Below are 17,126 nucleotides of genomic sequence, written 5' to 3' on the forward strand. Positions count from 1 at the left end.
TCGGGTGCCGTCAGTTACGTGAAATCAGGGTGCCGACACCCTCATCGGTAAAGATCTCCAACAAGCACGCATGAGCGACCCTGCCGTCGATGATATGGGACGTGCGTACACCATTCTCCACCGCACTGAGGGCGCACCGGATCTTCGGCAGCATGCCGCCATGAATCGTACCGTCTTCGATAAGCTCGTTAACCTGCTTGGCCGTGAGCCCGGTAAGCACCTTGTCGTCCTTGCTCTTGAGTCCGGCCACATTGGTCAGCAGGATCAGCTTTTCGGCTTTCATGGCCTCGGCCACCTTGCCTGCCACCAGGTCAGCGTTGATGTTGTAGGAAGCGCCATCGGGCCCCACACCAATCGGTGCAATCACCGGAATCAGGTTGCTGCGGGTAAGCATGTCGATAACATCCACGTTCACACTGGCAACCTCACCAACATGGCCGATGTCGATGATTTCGGGCCGCTCCAGTTCGGGAGAACGGTTGACCACCTCCAGCTTGCGGGCCCGGATCAGGTTCGCATCCTTCCCGGTGAGCCCCACCGCCATGCCACCGTGGGAATTGATCAGGGAAACAATTTCCTTGTTGACCTGGCCGCCCAGCACCATCTCCACCACGTCCATGGTTTCAGAATCGGTGACCCGCATGCCATTGACGAACCGGGACTGGATATTCAATCGTTCCAGCAACTCTCCGATCTGGGGCCCACCACCGTGGACAACGATCGGGTTGATACCTACCAGTTTCATCAACACCACATCACGGGCAAAACTGCTCTTCAGGTCTTCGTTTTCCATGGCGTTACCGCCATATTTGATGACCACGGTCTTGTCGGTAAACCTTTGAATATAGGGCAGGCCCCGGCTCAGTACCGAAGCCACCTGCATTGCTGTTTCACGATCCAGCGCCATGTTTTCGCCTTGTTAATCCTGAGTTGTTATCGATCTGCAAATCGTCAGTGGGCTTTCAAATCAAAACTCTGCCACCAGATCCGGCGCTGCCTTCTGCAGCTGGTCCCGGAACACAGACTTGATTCGTTCCAGTGCCTCCTCTGTCTCCGCCTCGAAGCGTAGCACCAGCACTGGCGTGGTATTGGATGCCCGACACAGCCCCCAGCCGTCGGCGTAGTCCACCCGGATGCCATCAATTGTGCTGATGTTGCCGTCACCAAAGTCACCGTCCTCGCCGAGCCGTTTTATGATGTCGAACTTGGAGCTTTCGGTCACTTCGACATTCAGCTCCGGGGTGCTGATATCGTCCGGGAAATCCTCGAAGACCTCATCGCTGTGCCGGTCTTCAATGCCCAGGATTTCCAGCAGGCGGGCGGCGGAATAAAGGCCATCATCAAAACCGTACCACCGCTCACCAAAGAAGATATGACCGCTCATTTCCCCGGCCAGGAGCGCGCCAGTCTCTTTCATTTTTGCTTTCATCAGTGAATGACCGGTTTTCCACATGATGGGCCGGCCGCCCGCTTCGGATATCACACCGGCCAGCCTGCGGCTGCACTTCACGTCATAGAGAACGTCAGCACCCGGATTGCGGGACACCACATCCCGGGCGAACAACATCATCAGGCGATCTGGCCAGATGATCTTGCCGGAATTGGTGACCACGCCGAGTCGATCGCCATCGCCGTCGAAAGCCAGCCCGATGTCAGCACCTTCCGATTCGACACGGGCAATCAGATCCGCAAGGTTTGCCGGTTTGCCGGGATCCGGATGATGGTTCGGGAAGTCACCATCCACCTCGCAGTACAACGGAATCACCTCACAGCCCAATTCTTCAATGAGCATGGGTGCGAGTTCGCCGGCAATGCCATTGCCGGCATCAACGACAACCTTCAGCGGTGCCGCTACCGCAACATCGCCAACAATCCGGTCCAGATAGGCACGGCGGACATCCTCGGTACTCTGACCGCCCCGACCACTGGCAAAATCGCCGGTCTGAATTCGCTGATACAGTTTCTGGATGGCTTCCCCCGAGAGGGTTTCCCCGCCCAGCATGATTTTCAGGCCATTGTAATTGGAGGGGTTATGACTGCCGGTGACCATGACACCAGAGCCAGTCTGGAGTTCGTGGGTGGCAAAATAGAGTACCGGTGTGGGCACGGCGCCCACATGAATCACGTTGCACCCGGTGGCCATCACTCCACGAGCAAGGGCATCCGCAAGATCCGGGCTCGAATGGCGACCGTCATAACCAATGCAGAGGCTGTCGACACCACGCTCCAGGGCTTCGGAACCAATGGCCCGGCCGATCACCTCAACGCCCTCGGCAGTCAGGGTTTCGCCGACAATGCCTCGAATGTCATAGGCCCGGAAAATATCCTGGGACAGCTCTACCTGAGGCAGTGCCACCTCTTCTACATCCGGGGTGTCGCCCGAACCAAAGACGGTATCTTCGCCACTGCCGAAACCGAGAACGTCCTCATCGCCATCAAGCATGTCGATATCGAGCATGTCCTTTTCCTGGAACAGGGGTTCATCGCTGCCCTTGGCGGTACCTGCACCGGCCTTCCCGGCAGCAGCCTGCTTTGGCTTCGCCGCTTCGCCAGCTTTGGCGACCCGCTTATCGACAACCTGCGACAACCGGTACAGCACCTCACCGGTTGACGCCACCATATCCCAGCGGAAGGTCGGCAACTTCACCCGCTCTCCGCCAAAAACCTTGTGAGCCCACTGGATCAGAGCGGTCACATCCTGGCGCAGACCTTTCTGGGCTCCGCCCAGCAGGACCCAGACAATAATGGCTGCGATCAGCGCGGGAACCCCAACCAGAATAGCGATCATCAACGTATCCACCGGCGCTGCGGAGGATCTGGCGGGGGTATAGGTTACCGTCCAGTCAGGATTGCCGAGCTTCCGGGATTCGGCGCTTCCGGATCCGTTGCCATTGCTGACTACGGTGCGGGACGAACCTGACACCGTCTGGACCAGCGCCAACTGGCCGCCGAGACTGGAATTGACTACCTGCAGCAACGGTTGGATCTGGGCGGAGTCGAAGATGATCAGCAGGCTTCCGATGACCGCATTGCTTGTCGGGTTGCGCACTGGGGTGGCCATCTGGAAAAACCAGCGATCATCCCTTGGGAAGGCATCCGGGAAGAGCCGCTGGCCGGTTTCAGCGCGCCGGGCCAGTTCAAGGCCTGAGAACCCCAACAGTCCCTCATTGCTTGAAGTACGGGGAATGTCACGGTAGGGAAACAGATGGACTGCCTCTATACCGGGCAGTGAATCCGCCAGCTGCACTTCGGTTGGCGGTATCTCGTTCGGGCTGCCCAGCGCCTGAACCACATGCGGCTGAGTGGCAAGACCATTGACGCTTTTCTGGACCTGGTCGAAATACTGGTTCAGTCGAAGCGCTGCGGCATCGGCCTCGAGCGCTTTCAACGAGCCAAATCGTTCCGTTGCCGAAGGCTGGACCACCAGAAAATGAAGCAATGCAACGGCAATTACGCTCGCCAGAACCACGACCAGTGACTGGTTTACTGCCACGGTATTCAGCCGCTTGAGCTTGGGGCCCGAGGCACTGGCCTTTTCCTTTTTTACCGCCTTCTTCGACGGTTTTTCATCAACGGACGCGTCGGCATCTTTCTTTTTACCCAGCTTCATAGTCCATCCTGCAGTTGTAATTTTATCGTCCTGGACAAGCACTTACCCGCAAAGTATAGACGCCGGCGCGTGGTTCTGCGTGGCCGGCCTCCTGGTCACCGCGTGCCGGTGGAGCCAAAGCCGCCGTCACCACGGACACTGGCGTCAAATTCCGAAACCACCTCAAAATCCGCCTGGACGACCGGCACCAGTACCAACTGGGCCAGGCGTTCGCCTACATCCACGGTAAAGCTGGTGCGCCCACGGTTCCAGCAGGACACCATCAACTCGCCCTGGTAATCCGAATCGATCAACCCCACCAGATTGCCAAGGACAATGCCGTGTTTGTGGCCGAGCCCGCTTCTGGGCAGGATCATGGCCGCCAGGGAAGGATCTGCAATGTGGATCGACAAGCCGGTCCGGATCAGTTGGGTATCGCCCGGTTCCAGGGTCAGCGGCTCATCCAGGCAGGCTCTCAGATCAAGGCCGGCGGAGCCTTCGGTGGCATATTCGGGAAAGGGAATCTGGTTACCGATACGGTCATCCAGAATACGTACCTGAAGATTTTTCCTGCTCATGAGGTGTCCTGTCGATTGTGGTACCGGAACGCTTCGCTGAATTAGCGGGCGGCCTGGTCGAGATGTTCGCTTATCATTGCCACTAGCTCCCGGGCAATGTTCGTTTTGCTGTTCGGGCCGATAGACGTCTGACCACCTGGCCAGAACACGGTTACCGCATTATTGTCGCTGTTGAAACCAAGGCCCGGCGCCGATACGTCGTTGGCCACGATCATGTTCAGCTTCTTGCGCTGCATTTTGTCGATGGCATAGCTGGCCACGTCAGTGGTCTCCGCTGCGAACCCCACTGTAAAGGGCGCGTCGTCACGCCCGGCAATGGTTGCCAGCGTATCCGGGTTGCGCACCAGCGAGAGTGCCATGGCCTCACTGGATTTCTTGATCTTGTCTCCGGCGCAGGTTTCCGGACGGTAATCCGCCACCGCCGCCGTCGCAATAAAAAGATCGCAACCCTCATCCACGGCATTCGAGGCTTCTCGCAACATGTCCTCGGCCGTTAGAACCTGGCGCACTTCAACACCGATCGGAGGCGCCAGGGCCACTGGTCCGCTGACAAGAATCACCCGGGCGCCCGCCTTGCTCGCTGCACTGGCCAGGGCGTAGCCCATTTTCCCGGAACTGTGGTTACTGATATAGCGGACCGGGTCGATGGGCTCTCGGGTCGGACCTGCCGTAATCACCACGGTCTTACCGGAGAGCACCCCCTCGCTACCCCGATCAATAAGACCGAAAATGGCCTCTGGCTCCAGCATTCTCCCGGGACCGGTATCACCACAGGCCTGGGCGCCCTGGTCGGGCCCCCACAATTCGATTTGGGGATCTTCTTCCAAAAGCCGGATATTTCTCTGGGTACGGGCGTTGCTCCACATGGCCTGATTCATGGCCGGCACCGCGGCGATGGGCGCCTCGGTTGCACAGCAGACAGTGGTTAGCAGATCGTCTGCCATCCCCTGGGCCAGACGGGCGATGAAATCCGCCGACGCCGGCGCTATCACCACCTGATCGGCCCATTTGGCCAACTCGATATGCCCCATGCCCGCTTCCGCCTCCGGGTCCAGCAAGGAGGTCCGAACTGGCTCGCCACTGAGAGCCTGAAAGGTCAGTGGTGCCACAAAAGCTTCTGCTCCACGGGTCATCACAACCCGCACCTCATGGCCGGCCTTTTTCAGCTGACGCACAAGTTCGGCGCTTTTATAAGCTGCAATACCACCGGTCACTCCCAACAGGATTCGTCTGGCGGCCATAGGGGCTCCGTTTCCGCATAAAATGAAAGGCTTATAAGATAGCATGCTCAGGCCACAGCGACAGCCTGCCAGGCCAGGCATACGTTTACCGATTGTTACTTTTTGAAGTAACCTTTGTAACCCTGAGAGGCCCGTCGCGGCGCAGGAAGTGCCCGGGGCCGGACTTGACCATCGCAAGGAAGCCAAGATGACAGATTCCACCTGGCCCACGGACGAACGTCCGCGGGAACGCCTGCTCGCCCACGGGGCGCCAACCCTCTCCGACGCAGAACTGCTCGCCATATTCCTGCGCACGGGCACCACTGGCATGCCGGTGATGGCACTGGCGCGCCACCTGATTGAGGAATTTTCGGGGCTCCGGGGGCTACTGACCGCCTCCCAGCGCCAGTTCTGCAATGTCAAAGGCCTGGGAACCGCCAAATACGCCCAGGTTCAGGCGGCCATGGAAATGGCACGCCGGGTCATGGAGGAACCACTACGCCAGGGGGACCCCCTGCGATCTCCCGAGGATACCCGGCGTTTCCTCACCAGCCGGCTGGGCACCTATCCCCACGAGGTGTTCGCAGGCCTGTTCCTGGACAATCGTCATCGCGTCATCCAGTACCGTGAGTTGTTCCGGGGCACCATTGACGGCGCGGCCGTCTACCCAAGAGAAGTGGTGCGACAGGCCCTGGAAGACAATGCCGCGGCAGTGATCTTCGCACATAACCATCCCTCGGGCGTGGCAGAGCCCAGCCAGGCCGACATTTCACTGACCCGTCGGCTGAAAGAGGCGCTGGGTCTGGTGGATATCAGGGTTCTTGACCATATGGTTGTTGGCCATGGTGAGGTAATATCCCTCGCTGAACGGGGTCTGCTGTAAAACCGTCTTTACGATGGTGAACGTCAATGCCGGAAAACTGGCCAAATTCCCAACAATTTTTTGCGTTGGGGTGCGAGTTCTGGTATAAAAGCGTCCCTTTCTGGCGGCGTCTGGCGAGCAGCGTTCAGTTTAGAGGCGCGAACGGGGGCGTGATGGCTCCTTTGCAACCAGAGACGCATTAAAAACGAATTCGTATTATTAAGACCATTGCTCAGGTCGGAGGCAAGTATGTCCAGAGTTTGTCAGGTTACCGGTAAGCGTCCGGTATCCGGTAACAACGTTTCCCACGCGATGAACCACACTCGTCGTCGTTTTCTGCCGAATCTGCAGAACCACCGTTTCTGGGTTGAGTCCGAGAAGCGTTTCGTGAAGCTGCGCGTTTCCACCAAGGGCATGCGCATCATCGATAAAAAAGGCATTGACGCTGTGCTGGCCGATCTTCGTGCCCGCGGCGAGAAATTTTAAGGAGCCGCATCATGCGCGAGAAAATCAAGCTGGTTTCATCAGCAGGTACTGGTCACTTCTACACGACCAAGAAGAACAAGCGTAACACTCCGGAAAAAATCGAGATCAAAAAGTACGATCCGGTTGTCCGTAAGCATGTTGCCTACAAGGAAGCCAAGATCAAGTAATTCCTGATCCGGCATCCACATAAAAGCCCGGCCAATGCGCCGGGCTTTTTTGTGGCTCTCTGACACTCAGAACTTCTCCAGGTAACCCTCGGGTAACGCCACGTCCATGGCAATAGGAAGGTGATCTGACATCGGATAGCTGACCACTTCTGAACGTCGGATCTCCAATGAGGGACTCACCAGAATATGGTCGAGGGCCTTCTCGGGCCGCCAGCTTGGAAAACTGTGGGCTGTGTCTGGCAAGGGCACCAGATCGGTTTCCTTGAGGGGTGTCTGGGTAAGCAGCTGCTCCGCATGAGCGTTCATGTCTCCCATCAGAACCACATGCTGGTAATCAGCGATCAACTCCCGGATGTAGCCTAACTGGCGTTGCTGGGCCGTCTTGCTCAGGGAAAGATGCATCAGTACCAGCACCAGCGGATCATGCTCGGTTCCGTATCGTGCAATGATGGCACCCCGCCCCGGAATCAGACCCGGCAATTTATGCTCGGTAACATCAAGGGGCCGGTACCGGCTTAACAGACCATTGCTGTGCTGGGCGATCTGACCAAGATTCCGGTTCAGCTGCTGGTACCAATAGGGAATGCCGGCCGCTTCGGCCAGGTATTGCACCTGGTTGATGTAGCCGCTGCGCAAACTGCCGCCGTCGCACTCCTGCAAGGCCACCACGTCGTAGCTGCGCAGCAGGGAGGCAATCCGGTCCAGATTCTCGATGCGATTGCGATGGGGCAGTATGTGCTGCCAGCTTCGCGTGAGATAGTGACGGTAGGAAGAGGTATTGATACCCACCTGAATGTTGAAGGTGAGCAGGCGAATGTGTCTTTGCGGCTCGAACTCGGGGACATGCTCGGTCCCTGAGCAGGCACCCCTCGGCCCGCCGGCCGGCTTCAGGATGCCATTCAACTGCTTTCTTATATGCTTGTACATAGTGGCGGTCTCAACCGGCCGGCTGCTTGTTGAACTCGGTTGTGGCTCTTTGGCGCTCCCTTACTCCACCTCGCCCCGCTCTTTGGCGACAAGGTAGTCCACCACTTCCAGAACGGCCTCGTGGCTGCCGGCCATGGATGCACTGACAGTGTACTTGCCATTAACCAGCATAGTCGGAGTTCCGGTGATCCGCGCGCCACGGATTTTCGACTGGGCTTTCTGCATGCGGGCATTCACACCGAAGCTTTTATAGGTGCTGACAAATTCATCCGGATCCACGCCATAATCTGCAACGAAGTCCGCCAGGGCTTCCGGCGAATTCAGGGGGCGGCGCTCGCCAGCAAGCGCATCGAACAGCGCATCATGGACCTTGTCCAACTCACCCATGGCTTCCAGGGCGTAAAAGGCGTAGGCATGGGGCTCCCAGTTTCTGCCGAGCGCCGCAGGAATCTTCACATAGTTGACGTAATCCGGTGCATCGGCCGCCCAGGCCTCAACCAGGGGCTTGAAGTTGTAGCAATGGGGACAGCCATACCAGAAGACTTCGGCTACTTCGACACCAGAATCGCTATCGGTTCTTACCGGGTTATCCAGACGATTGTAATGAGTCCCTTCTTTCCACTCTGCGGCGTTGGCCAGGCCAGAAACCGACAGTGCCAACAGGAGCAGGAAAACCATTCTGAAGGATCGAAACATGAAACATCTCCGGTTATTTGAATATCGTTTTGGGAGGATTATGACCCAGCGTACCTGAAAAGTTCCACAGGTCGGCAGTTACAGAAACGAAAGGCAACAAAAAACCCCGCACCAGGCGGGGTTTTCGGTACAGTCCGGCGATTTCAGTTCAGGCCGGAGATGTAGCTGGAAACCGCTTCGATCTCGGCATCGGTCAGCTTCGAGGCGACATCCATCATGATCGATGCGTTCGTGCCGGCATCCCGGGAACCATCGCGATAGGCATTCAGCTGCTTGATCAGATACTCTGCGTTCTGACCACCGAGAGCCGGGTAACCGGCCGGCTCGTTGCCAACACCTTGCGGGTTGTGACAGCCTGCACAGGCCGGTACGCCCGTTGCCATGTTACCGCCACGGTAAAGTGCCGCACCCTGATCGACCAGATCCGGATCAGCCTGACCAACCACCATGTCCTGGGCGTTGAAGTAGGCAGCCAGGTCCTGCAGATCCTGGTCGTTCATGTTGTCCAGAATACCGGTCATTTCCGCGATATTCCGCTCTTTGTCCTTGATCAACACCAGTTGGCGATACAGGTATTTTTCGCCCAGACCGGACAGCTTGGGATAAGACCCCATAATGGGCTTGGCACCATTCTGGCCGTGACAACCGGCACATACCGCTGCGTTCTGTTCGCCTGCTTGAGGATCTCCCGCCCCGTGCGCCATCGCCGTGAGGCCAACACCGAGAACTACTCCTGCGATCAGTTTTTTCATGCTCGCTCCGCTTCTCTCATCTTTTAAGGGTATTCTTCGCTATGCAGCCGGTAGGCGCTGACCAGTTCAGGCTCAAAACCGGGGCTGACAGCGGTCGCGCGCAGCGCGCCGCCCGGAATTGGTGTAGCATTATACATTAATCCCTGATAACTGAAATCCAAAGGAAAGCCAACCGCTGTGGACCCTGATCTGACTCAAAAAAGCCTCTCTTTCAACAGCGCCCGATTTCTCATCAGCGCTTCCCGTCTGGATGAGTGCCCGCCGGATTTCGGTGCCGAGGTCGCCTTCGCCGGCCGCTCCAACGCCGGAAAATCCAGCGCCCTGAACGCAATCACCGCCAACGGCAAGCTGGCCCGGACCAGTAAGACTCCCGGGCGTACCCGGCTCATCAACTTCTTCTCTCTCAACCGCGAGAACTGCCGAATGGTCGATCTTCCCGGATACGGCTACGCCAAAGTATCCAGGGACATGAAAGACGACTGGCAGCAACACCTCGGTCACTACCTGAATGACCGGCGCTGTCTGCGTGGCCTGGTTCTGGTGATGGACATTCGTCATCCGCTGACCGATTTCGACCAAATGATGGTGGAATGGTGCGAGCATAACAACCTGCCGCTGATGATTCTGGCCACCAAAGCCGACAAACTGAAGTTCGGCCAGGCCAAAACGGCCATGCTCGGCATCGCAAAGGATCTGAAAGCGTACACCTGCGTGGAACACCTGATCATGTTCTCTGCAACGTCAAAACGGGGCGTGGAGGAGTGTCGGGAGGCGTTGATCGACTGGCTGGAATGCCATCCCGGGGACGAAGGCGCCAGCCTCTGATGACATAAAAAAAAAACCGGCCTACCGAAAAGCAGACCGGTGAAACGTCAGGGTTTGCGACGTGCTAAAACCTGAGATCGCACTCAGGAGACGCAAGGAATGTCCGAATTCCCAACGTCACCCTTCTGACTCTGATCTTCGCGCAAAGTTCCAGGTTAGATCATTTTTTGACCAGCTTTTCGGGTTTCACTTACACACTGCGGAACCCGGAACATCTCAGTCGTGCAATGCAGGGCGGTATTTTTCTCTCAGGGCCATCACGCGCTCCCGATACGCCGGTGTCAGATAGGGAATTTCGAGTGTCAGCACCTGATAGATGCCCTGCTTCAACTCGGTGAGGGTAAGGCAGGCGGATTCCTCGGCTGCATGGGCTGTTTTCAGGAACGCCATCCAGTTGGTAATCACCAGCCACACATTGAGCGACATCGCCGACCGCAGGTCCTCCTCCTGGGGCTCAATAATGCCGGCTTCCGCCAGTTTCTCGAAGATGCGACTGATGGATGCCAGGCAGCGGTTGGTAAAATCGCGATAGTCCTGCCGCAACCTCTGATCGCTGTCCAGAAGGTATTCCAGATCCCGGTGGAAGAATCGGTAACTCCAGAGACCGTCAAAGACCGACTCCAGATAAAAGGTCATGTCGTCCAGGGTCATGGCCCTGTCTTCCGGAATATCCAGGTAGAAATCCACCAGCTTTTCGTATTCCAGGAAGATCTCGTAAATGATGTCCGACTTGTTGCGAAAGTGGTAATAGAGGTTGCCCGGCGAAATGGCCAGGTGCGCTGCAATGTGATTCGTGGTGACGTTGCGCTCGCCCCGTTCGTTGAACAGCTCCAGGCTGGAGAGCAGTATTTTGTCTCTTGTCTTCATAGACCCGTCGGCGTTTGGTGTTGTACAGCTCACAGATGGCCTGATTCGCCATCCGGCCCCGCTTGACTCACTAGAGTATATACTCTAATAATACCCCCAGACGCAAACTGAACACTTTTTCGCCAATCGTTCAGTATCCGAAATGCCAGGCCGCGAACCAACTCTGGTTGCCGCCACAGAGGAGCAAGCATCATGGGAGCCACTGTCGTTCAGCTCACCGAGAGCAAGAAACAGATCCAGCACACCCACCGGGTGTTCGAAGATCAGAAAAAGGCGTTCCGTAACAACCCCATGCCTTCCCTGGCGGAGCGGCAGGAGAACCTGAAGCGCCTGAAACGGGTACTGCTGAGTAACCAGGACCGACTACTGGATGCCATTGACCGGGATTTCAGTTGCCGCTCGAAGGACGAATCCCTGATTGCCGAGGTCATGCCGTCAATCCAGGGCATCAACTACACGCTCAGGAACCTCAGTGGCTGGATGAAGCCATCCAAACGCCACGTATCCGTGCTGTTCCAGCCTGCCAGCAACAAGGTCCACTACCAGCCCAAGGGCGTGGTAGGTGTGATCGTGCCCTGGAACTATCCCCTGTATCTGGCGGTGGGTCCTCTGATCGCATCCCTGGCCGCAGGTAACCGGACCATGATCAAGATGTCGGAATACACACCCCATACCTCGGCCCTGTTCAAGGAACTGATCGAAGCCAGCTTCCCGGAAGACCTTGTCTCGGTGATTACCGGGGAGGCTGACGTGGCTGCGGACTTCTCGTCGCGCCCGTTTGATCACCTGCTGTTCACCGGCTCCACGTCAGTAGGCAAGCTGGTCATGAAGGCAGCGGCTGAGAACCTGACGCCGGTTACCCTGGAGCTGGGTGGCAAATCCCCGGCCGTGGTCTCGCCGGATGTACCGATGGAAGACGCTGCGCAGCGTATTGCCTTTGGCAAGGCGTTCAACGCAGGGCAGACCTGCGTGGCGCCAGACTACGTGCTTTGTCCCGCCGACCGGGTGCAGTCGTTTGTCGACGAATTCCGGGCCCGCTTTTCCGAGATGTACCCGAGCCTGCGGGACAACGACGATTTCACCGCCATCATCAATGAGCGGCAGTACGATCGCCTGCAAAGCTACCTGGAGGACGCCCGGGAGAAAGGCGCCGAGCTGGTGGAAATCAATCCGGCCCGGGAAAATCTCAAGGATGGCACCCGCAAAATTCCTCTGACACTGGTCCTGAAAACCACGCCGGACATGAAGGTGATGCAGGATGAGATCTTTGGTCCGATTCTGCCGGTCGTCAGCTATGGTGGGCTGGATGAAGCCATCCATTACATCAATGACCGTCCACGGCCCCTTGCCCTGTACTTCTTCGGATACGACAAGACTCAGCAGCAGCATGTGGTAGACAACACCCACTCTGGTGGCATGTGCATCAACGATTCACTGATGCACGTTGCCCAGGACGACCTGCCGTTTGGTGGCATCGGCGATTCCGGCATGGGGCACTACCATGGCCGCGAAGGGTTCCTGACCTTCTCTCATCACCGCGCCATTTTCACCAAGCAGAAATTCAACAGCGGCAAATTTGTCTATGCGCCCCACGGGACGACGGCGCACAAGATGGTTTACAAGTTCTTTATCCGCTGAGAACGCGGAGTCTGTCGAGGGCTGGTAGCCCCTTCCAAAACACGCCGTGAATACGTCCGTGTAGGCTTGAGCAAAACATCCCTGTTTTGCACAGTTTTGGAAGGCAGAACTGGCCCTCGACGATCAGACAACGTCAGTGCCTTAAATAAAACAATAACGAGAACCCGCCCATGCAGAAACAGATCCCTGATCCGTCAGGACACCCTCAATTTAACGATCTCAACCGCCGAAGCTTTCTCAAAACCGGACTGGGCGGCGCTCTTTTTCTTGGTACCGTCAGTGTCACCGCCGGGCTGAGCGGTTGCGCGACGCAGCCAGCGGGCAGACTCAGTGCCGTTGGCACCCGTATGGATGCCAGTTACCAGTTCCGGTTTTTGACCGAGGATGACATAGCGCTGTTCGAGGCCCTGCTGCCCGCCATGGTTGGTCCGGGTTTGCCAGAGCAGCCCCAGGCCAGAAACATGGCAATTGCCGGGACGATCGAGCGAATTGACGCCGGCATCCACAAGTTCGGACCGGCCAACCAGAAGGAACTGCGGCGACTGTTTGATCTGTTGAACTTCGGGCTCACCCGCGTGACCGTTGCCCGGGTCTGGTCCAGTTGGCCGAATGTAACCACAGAGGAAGCGGATGCGTTTCTGGAACGCTGGCGCACCAGCCGTATCGGGCTGTTCAACAATGGCTACATAGCGCTGACCAAGATCAGCAACGTGGCGTTTTATGGCTATCGCGATTTCTGGCACCTGTCCGGCTACCCCGGACCGCCCCAGTATGCTGTCGACGCACTACCACAATTCCAAAACGCCTGATTGCCAGCTGATCTGACGGAGCAAAAGCATGTCATTAACCGATCGTATTGCCCGGGGCCTGGAATCGGGCTGGAAAGTCACCGATGGTGCTCGACTGACGGAAAACCTGACCACGGAAGCCGACGTTGTTGTTATCGGAACCGGCGCCGGTGGTGGCACCACCGCCGAGATTCTCGCTCGCAGCGGATTGTCCGTAATCCTCGTTGAAGAAGGCCGGCTGTATTACCAGAAAGACTTCAAGATGGACGAGCAGACCTCCTATGCCAACCTCTATCAGGAAGGCATGAGCCGGGTTACCCGGGACGGAGCGATCGCCATTCTTCAGGGCCGCTGTGTTGGCGGTTCCACCACGGTGAACTGGACCAGCAGTTTCCGTACACCAGAGCCGACCCTGAACTATTGGGCCGACCAGTTTGGACTGAAAGACCTCCGCCCGGAGGCCATGGCGCCCTGGTTCGACGGGCGGGAAGAACGGCATTCCATGTCGCCCTGGCAGGTAGCCCCCAACGTCAACAATGACATCCTGCGCCAGGGCTGTGAGAAATTGGGCTACAGTTGGCAGATCATTCCCCGCAACGTCAAAGGTTGCTGGAACCTGGGTTATTGCGGCATCGGCTGCCCGACCAACGCCAAGCAGGGCGCTCTCATGACCACCATCCCCGGTGCACTCGACAACAACGCCCGCCTGTTCCACAGCCTGCGCGCCGACCGCCTGGTCATGAACCAGGACAAGATCGACCACCTGGAAGCCTCTGCCTTTGCGGATGATGGTGTCACCCCGACCGGGATCAAGGTCAAGCTCAAAGCCCGACACTTCGTGGTCGCCGCCAGCGCCATCGGCAGCCCCGGCCTGCTGCTCCGCTCCGACATCCCGGACCCGAACCAGCGCATCGGCAAGCGCTCATTCATCCATCCGGTCAACGCCACAGTCGCCCAGATGCCTCAGCGCGTCGACCCGTATTACGGCGCGCCCCAATCCATCTACTCCGACGAATTCAACTTCCGCGACGGCGTCGACGGCCCGGTTGGCTACAAGCTCGAAGTACCGCCCTTGCATCCCGGCATGTCCAGCGGCGTGATCCCCGGCCACGGCGAAACCCAGATCAACAACATGGCCGGTCTGCCCCACATGCAGTCCGTCATCGCCCTGCTCCGGGACGGCTTCCACCCCGAAAGCCCCGGCGGCACAGTATCCCTACGCGACGACGGCAGCCCGGTACTGGATTACCCGGTCACCGACTACCTCTGGGAGGGCCTCCGCAAGGCCTTCCACACCATGGCCGAAATCCAGTTCGCCGCCGGCGCCGAAAAAGTCCGCCTCATGCACCTGGATTCCGACTGGTACACCAACTGGACCGACGCAAAAGCCGCCATCGACCAACTCCCCATGGCACCCCACCGCGTCCGCCTGTTCACCGCCCACCAGATGGGCGGCTGCGCCATGGGCGCGGACCCGGCAACCTCGGTTGTCAACGGCTTCGGCGAGCACCACCACGTCAGCAACCTCAGCGTGCACGATGCCTCGATTTTCCCCACCAGCATTGGGGCCAACCCGCAGCTGTCGGTTTATGCTTTAGCGGCCAGAAACAGCACCAGACTTGCACAAAGACTGTCTTGATCAGTGGGCTAACACTGCCCATCGGGGAGACTCGCACGGGGATAACAGGGCCGGCTGGAAGGGCTGATCCGGGAATGTGAGAAGCCAGGGATGGCTTCGCTCAAGCGCACATGGATGTGCTCGTAGCGTTTCCCGGATCAGCCCTTCCAGCTGGCACTACCGCATAGCCGACATGCATCCTCCATTGTCCCGGCCGCCAACTACAGGTAGCCAAAAAATGCTGCTATCCTAGGCCCTTGCAAAGAAAGGAGCTGTGCATGTCCAAAGTCATCTACCCGGGCACCTTCGATCCCATCACCAACGGCCACACCGACCTTATCGAACGTGCCGGCCGAATGTTTGATGAAATCGTCGTCGCCATCGCCTACAACCCCAAGAAACAGCCACTTCTCGACCTCGAAGAACGCTGCGAACTGGTCCGCCAGGCAACTGCGCATCTCCCCAATGTCAGCGTCACCGGCTTCAGCAACCTGCTGGCCGATTTTGTCCGTGAACAGGGCGCCACCGTGATCCTCCGGGGACTCCGGGCGGTATCGGATTTCGAATACGAATTCCAGCTGGCCGACATGAACCGCCGTCTGGCTCCGGAAGTGGAAAGCGTTTTCCTGACACCCGCCAATCACCTGTCCTACATCTCCTCCACCCTGATCCGGGAAATTGCCTCCCTGGGCGGCGATGTATCGGAATTTGTCGATCCGGCGGTAGAGGCTGCACTCAAAAAGAAATTCAGCTGAATTTGAAGCCGTAAAAAAGCCCCGATCAACGGGGCTTTTTTACGACAGGGAACCAGGCCTCAGAGCAACGGCGGCAAAGGGATCTCCACCCCGTTCACCTCGAGCATGAGGTCTCTCATACTGGCATCAAGCACCAGTCGATCGTCTTGCTGGACCAGCAACCCTTGTTTGATAAGGGGTGCCAGCTGCAACCGGAACTCCGGATATTCCTCCGCGAGCGCAACCGGCAGACTCAGATCCATTTCCCCGGTCAGTTTCTGCATCACCATCAGCATCTCGCCTTTCTTATCGGCTGTCAGCTCCGGATGGGAAATACTGGCGCTGCCCTCCACCACACCTTCCGGCGTGGTTACGGTCAGTTCCGGAAAACCAACGGAGAAGCCGGCAGCTGCAAGGTCACGCAGGGCTGTGTTTACCTCCTGCATGGCATTCATCTGCTGCTCGAACTGCTGAGGACCACCGGAAGCCTGGTTAAGCGCAAGGGCCTGCAGTGATGACAGGCTTTCCGTCAGCCCGCTCCAGGCCGCCACGTCCAGCCCTGACAGTTCGAACACCAGCCGCTGGGGGCCATACGTCTCATCGGCCGTTGCAACTCTGGCAACCTCGAAAGCCATCCGCGAATCCAGACGCTCGCCATCACTCACCGGCTCACTGCTGCTGCGGATCGAAATCTCCTCGAGCCTGACGGGCGCTTCCGCAACCGGTGTCACCGCAACCGAGTCCACCATCACTTCGCCAGAGCCGGTCCAGACCTCACCAGACAGATGGGTCATTGTCTGCTCCAGGTGGAAGTCGCTGACCCGAATATCCAGGTCCGGGCCAGACAGAGTCAGAGCCGGCCAGACCATCAAAGCATCCGCCTGCGAGCCCGAATCGCTGATTTCGATTCTTGCCAACCCGCCGCTGGAGGCAACGGTCTCGCCGGTGCTCGCATCAGTTACGCTCATCTGGGGCGCTTCGAGCTCAATCACTGCGGTGCCCCAGAGCCGGGTTTCCAGGGTCAGCCTCGGCTCCTCGCCAGAAAACCAGTCCGTGCCTCCTGATGACCAACCTCCTTCGGGTTCGAAATCCATCAGGCTGCCGGTTACCCCGTGAGTTACATCGGCACGATAGGAGAACTGCTGGGACTCTCCGGTTTCCGGGTTCGTGAGGTTGATCGAACCAGTGAACCGGGCACCGAGAATACCTCGGTCGTAGTTATCGGTTTCCATGCGAAGGAACGGTTGGGCACTGTTCACCTCCGCCGTTGCCTGCTGCCACTGCTGTTCAGTCACGTACCCCACGACCCAGGGCAGGCCACCGGCTACAGCCAGTACACCGGCACCAGCAATCATCCATTTTGCATTCAAAGGTTTTCT

17 protein-coding genes are annotated in these 17,126 nt (G+C 58.0%); 8 read left to right on the forward strand and 9 right to left on the reverse strand.

All coding sequences use genetic code 11. The features are described 5' to 3' along the window. Nucleotides 1-10 precede the first annotated feature (10 nt). From argB to coaBC, 4 genes are all read right to left on the reverse strand, one after another. On the reverse strand, nt 11-907 hold the full coding sequence (gene argB / locus GJU83_RS07485) for an acetylglutamate kinase (protein WP_069182119.1): 897 nt from the start codon (nt 905-907) through the stop codon (nt 11-13). 60 nt (nt 908-967) lie between these two features. Next, nucleotides 968-3,610: a phosphomannomutase/phosphoglucomutase gene (locus GJU83_RS19165; RefSeq protein WP_069182120.1), complete on the reverse strand. Its 2,643-nt coding sequence runs from the start codon at nt 3,608-3,610 to the stop codon at nt 968-970. Nucleotides 3,611-3,705: 95 nt separating this feature from the next. Further along, nucleotides 3,706-4,167, reverse strand: coding sequence for a dUTP diphosphatase (gene dut, locus GJU83_RS07495; protein ID WP_069182121.1), 462 nt, complete (start codon nt 4,165-4,167; stop codon nt 3,706-3,708). 41 nt (nt 4,168-4,208) lie between these two features. Beyond that, a complete protein-coding gene (coaBC, locus tag GJU83_RS07500; protein ID WP_069182122.1) occupies nt 4,209-5,408 on the reverse strand; it encodes a bifunctional phosphopantothenoylcysteine decarboxylase/phosphopantothenate--cysteine ligase CoaBC in 1,200 nt (399 codons plus the stop codon). A 187-nt stretch (nt 5,409-5,595) separates the two neighbouring features. Between coaBC and radC the strand changes: the two genes are divergently transcribed. From radC to rpmG, 3 genes are all read left to right on the forward strand, one after another. Next, nucleotides 5,596-6,270 (forward strand): RadC family protein, encoded by a 675-nt coding sequence (gene radC, locus GJU83_RS07505; RefSeq protein WP_069182123.1) that lies wholly within the window; start codon nt 5,596-5,598, stop codon nt 6,268-6,270. 228 nt (nt 6,271-6,498) lie between these two features. Then, nucleotides 6,499-6,735 carry a 50S ribosomal protein L28 gene (gene rpmB / locus GJU83_RS07510; protein ID WP_008173462.1) on the forward strand — a complete coding sequence of 79 codons (237 nt, stop codon included), beginning with the start codon at nt 6,499-6,501 and terminating at the stop codon, nt 6,733-6,735. Nucleotides 6,736-6,746: 11 nt separating this feature from the next. Further along, the gene (rpmG, locus tag GJU83_RS07515; protein ID WP_008173465.1) at nt 6,747-6,902 is read left to right on the forward strand and encodes a 50S ribosomal protein L33; all 156 of its coding nucleotides are present in this window, start codon (nt 6,747-6,749) and stop codon (nt 6,900-6,902) included. Nucleotides 6,903-6,968: 66 nt separating this feature from the next. On the opposite strand, the gene GJU83_RS07520 is transcribed toward rpmG, so the two are convergent. The 3 genes from GJU83_RS07520 to GJU83_RS07530 form a co-directional block, all read right to left on the reverse strand. Beyond that, complete coding sequence (locus GJU83_RS07520) at nt 6,969-7,829, reverse strand: endonuclease/exonuclease/phosphatase family protein (protein WP_069182124.1); 861 nt, start codon at nt 7,827-7,829, stop codon at nt 6,969-6,971. 60 nt (nt 7,830-7,889) lie between these two features. After that, nucleotides 7,890-8,525 carry a thiol:disulfide interchange protein DsbA/DsbL gene (locus GJU83_RS07525; RefSeq protein WP_136631154.1) on the reverse strand — a complete coding sequence of 212 codons (636 nt, stop codon included), beginning with the start codon at nt 8,523-8,525 and terminating at the stop codon, nt 7,890-7,892. A 143-nt stretch (nt 8,526-8,668) separates the two neighbouring features. Then, nucleotides 8,669-9,277 (reverse strand): c-type cytochrome, encoded by a 609-nt coding sequence (locus tag GJU83_RS07530; RefSeq protein WP_069182126.1) that lies wholly within the window; start codon nt 9,275-9,277, stop codon nt 8,669-8,671. A 177-nt stretch (nt 9,278-9,454) separates the two neighbouring features. On the opposite strand from GJU83_RS07530, the gene yihA reads away from it, so the two are divergent. Then, a complete protein-coding gene (gene yihA, locus GJU83_RS07535; RefSeq protein ID WP_153633985.1) occupies nt 9,455-10,102 on the forward strand; it encodes a ribosome biogenesis GTP-binding protein YihA/YsxC in 648 nt (215 codons plus the stop codon). Between the two features lie 216 nt (nt 10,103-10,318). Here yihA and GJU83_RS07540 read toward each other — a convergent pair whose 3' ends face one another. After that, on the reverse strand, nt 10,319-10,969 hold the full coding sequence (locus GJU83_RS07540; RefSeq protein ID WP_069182131.1) for a TetR/AcrR family transcriptional regulator: 651 nt from the start codon (nt 10,967-10,969) through the stop codon (nt 10,319-10,321). A gap of 192 nt (nt 10,970-11,161) precedes the next feature. Here GJU83_RS07540 and GJU83_RS07545 point away from each other — a divergent pair, with 192 nt between their 5' ends. The 4 genes from GJU83_RS07545 (at nt 11,162) to coaD (ending at nt 15,768) form a co-directional block, all read left to right on the forward strand. Next, complete coding sequence (locus GJU83_RS07545) at nt 11,162-12,607, forward strand: coniferyl aldehyde dehydrogenase (RefSeq protein ID WP_153633986.1); 1,446 nt, start codon at nt 11,162-11,164, stop codon at nt 12,605-12,607. A 170-nt stretch (nt 12,608-12,777) separates the two neighbouring features. After that, nucleotides 12,778-13,416, forward strand: coding sequence for a hypothetical protein (locus GJU83_RS07550; RefSeq protein ID WP_153633987.1), 639 nt, complete (start codon nt 12,778-12,780; stop codon nt 13,414-13,416). Between the two features lie 28 nt (nt 13,417-13,444). After that, nucleotides 13,445-15,034 (forward strand): GMC family oxidoreductase, encoded by a 1,590-nt coding sequence (locus tag GJU83_RS07555; protein ID WP_153633988.1) that lies wholly within the window; start codon nt 13,445-13,447, stop codon nt 15,032-15,034. A 257-nt stretch (nt 15,035-15,291) separates the two neighbouring features. Next, nucleotides 15,292-15,768 carry a pantetheine-phosphate adenylyltransferase gene (gene coaD / locus GJU83_RS07560; protein ID WP_008173494.1) on the forward strand — a complete coding sequence of 159 codons (477 nt, stop codon included), beginning with the start codon at nt 15,292-15,294 and terminating at the stop codon, nt 15,766-15,768. A 59-nt stretch (nt 15,769-15,827) separates the two neighbouring features. On the opposite strand, the gene GJU83_RS07565 is transcribed toward coaD, so the two are convergent. Further along, nucleotides 15,828-17,117, reverse strand: coding sequence for a DUF945 family protein (locus tag GJU83_RS07565; protein WP_153633989.1), 1,290 nt, complete (start codon nt 17,115-17,117; stop codon nt 15,828-15,830). Nucleotides 17,118-17,126: the final 9 nt, after the last annotated feature.

The sequence above is a fragment of the Marinobacter salsuginis genome (assembly GCF_009617755.1).
Lineage (GTDB): Bacteria > Pseudomonadota > Gammaproteobacteria > Pseudomonadales > Oleiphilaceae > Marinobacter > Marinobacter salsuginis.

What these genes read in the sequence shown, in the direction of transcription:
- argB (WP_069182119.1), bottom strand. Translation starts at nt 907, where the DNA reads ATGGCGCTGGATCGTGAAACAGCAATGCAGGTGGCTTCGGTACTGAGC.
- GJU83_RS19165 (WP_069182120.1), bottom strand. Translation starts at nt 3,610, where the DNA reads ATGAAGCTGGGTAAAAAGAAAGATGCCGACGCGTCCGTTGATGAAAAA.
- dut (WP_069182121.1), bottom strand. Translation starts at nt 4,167, where the DNA reads ATGAGCAGGAAAAATCTTCAGGTACGTATTCTGGATGACCGTATCGGT.
- coaBC (WP_069182122.1), bottom strand. Translation starts at nt 5,408, where the DNA reads ATGGCCGCCAGACGAATCCTGTTGGGAGTGACCGGTGGTATTGCAGCT.
- radC (WP_069182123.1), top strand. Translation starts at nt 5,596, where the DNA reads ATGACAGATTCCACCTGGCCCACGGACGAACGTCCGCGGGAACGCCTG.
- rpmB (WP_008173462.1), top strand. Translation starts at nt 6,499, where the DNA reads ATGTCCAGAGTTTGTCAGGTTACCGGTAAGCGTCCGGTATCCGGTAAC.
- rpmG (WP_008173465.1), top strand. Translation starts at nt 6,747, where the DNA reads ATGCGCGAGAAAATCAAGCTGGTTTCATCAGCAGGTACTGGTCACTTC.
- GJU83_RS07520 (WP_069182124.1), bottom strand. Translation starts at nt 7,829, where the DNA reads ATGTACAAGCATATAAGAAAGCAGTTGAATGGCATCCTGAAGCCGGCC.
- GJU83_RS07525 (WP_136631154.1), bottom strand. Translation starts at nt 8,525, where the DNA reads ATGTTTCGATCCTTCAGAATGGTTTTCCTGCTCCTGTTGGCACTGTCG.
- GJU83_RS07530 (WP_069182126.1), bottom strand. Translation starts at nt 9,277, where the DNA reads ATGAAAAAACTGATCGCAGGAGTAGTTCTCGGTGTTGGCCTCACGGCG.
- GJU83_RS07540 (WP_069182131.1), bottom strand. Translation starts at nt 10,969, where the DNA reads ATGAAGACAAGAGACAAAATACTGCTCTCCAGCCTGGAGCTGTTCAAC.
- GJU83_RS07545 (WP_153633986.1), top strand. Translation starts at nt 11,162, where the DNA reads ATGGGAGCCACTGTCGTTCAGCTCACCGAGAGCAAGAAACAGATCCAG.
- GJU83_RS07550 (WP_153633987.1), top strand. Translation starts at nt 12,778, where the DNA reads ATGCAGAAACAGATCCCTGATCCGTCAGGACACCCTCAATTTAACGAT.
- GJU83_RS07555 (WP_153633988.1), top strand. Translation starts at nt 13,445, where the DNA reads ATGTCATTAACCGATCGTATTGCCCGGGGCCTGGAATCGGGCTGGAAA.
- coaD (WP_008173494.1), top strand. Translation starts at nt 15,292, where the DNA reads ATGTCCAAAGTCATCTACCCGGGCACCTTCGATCCCATCACCAACGGC.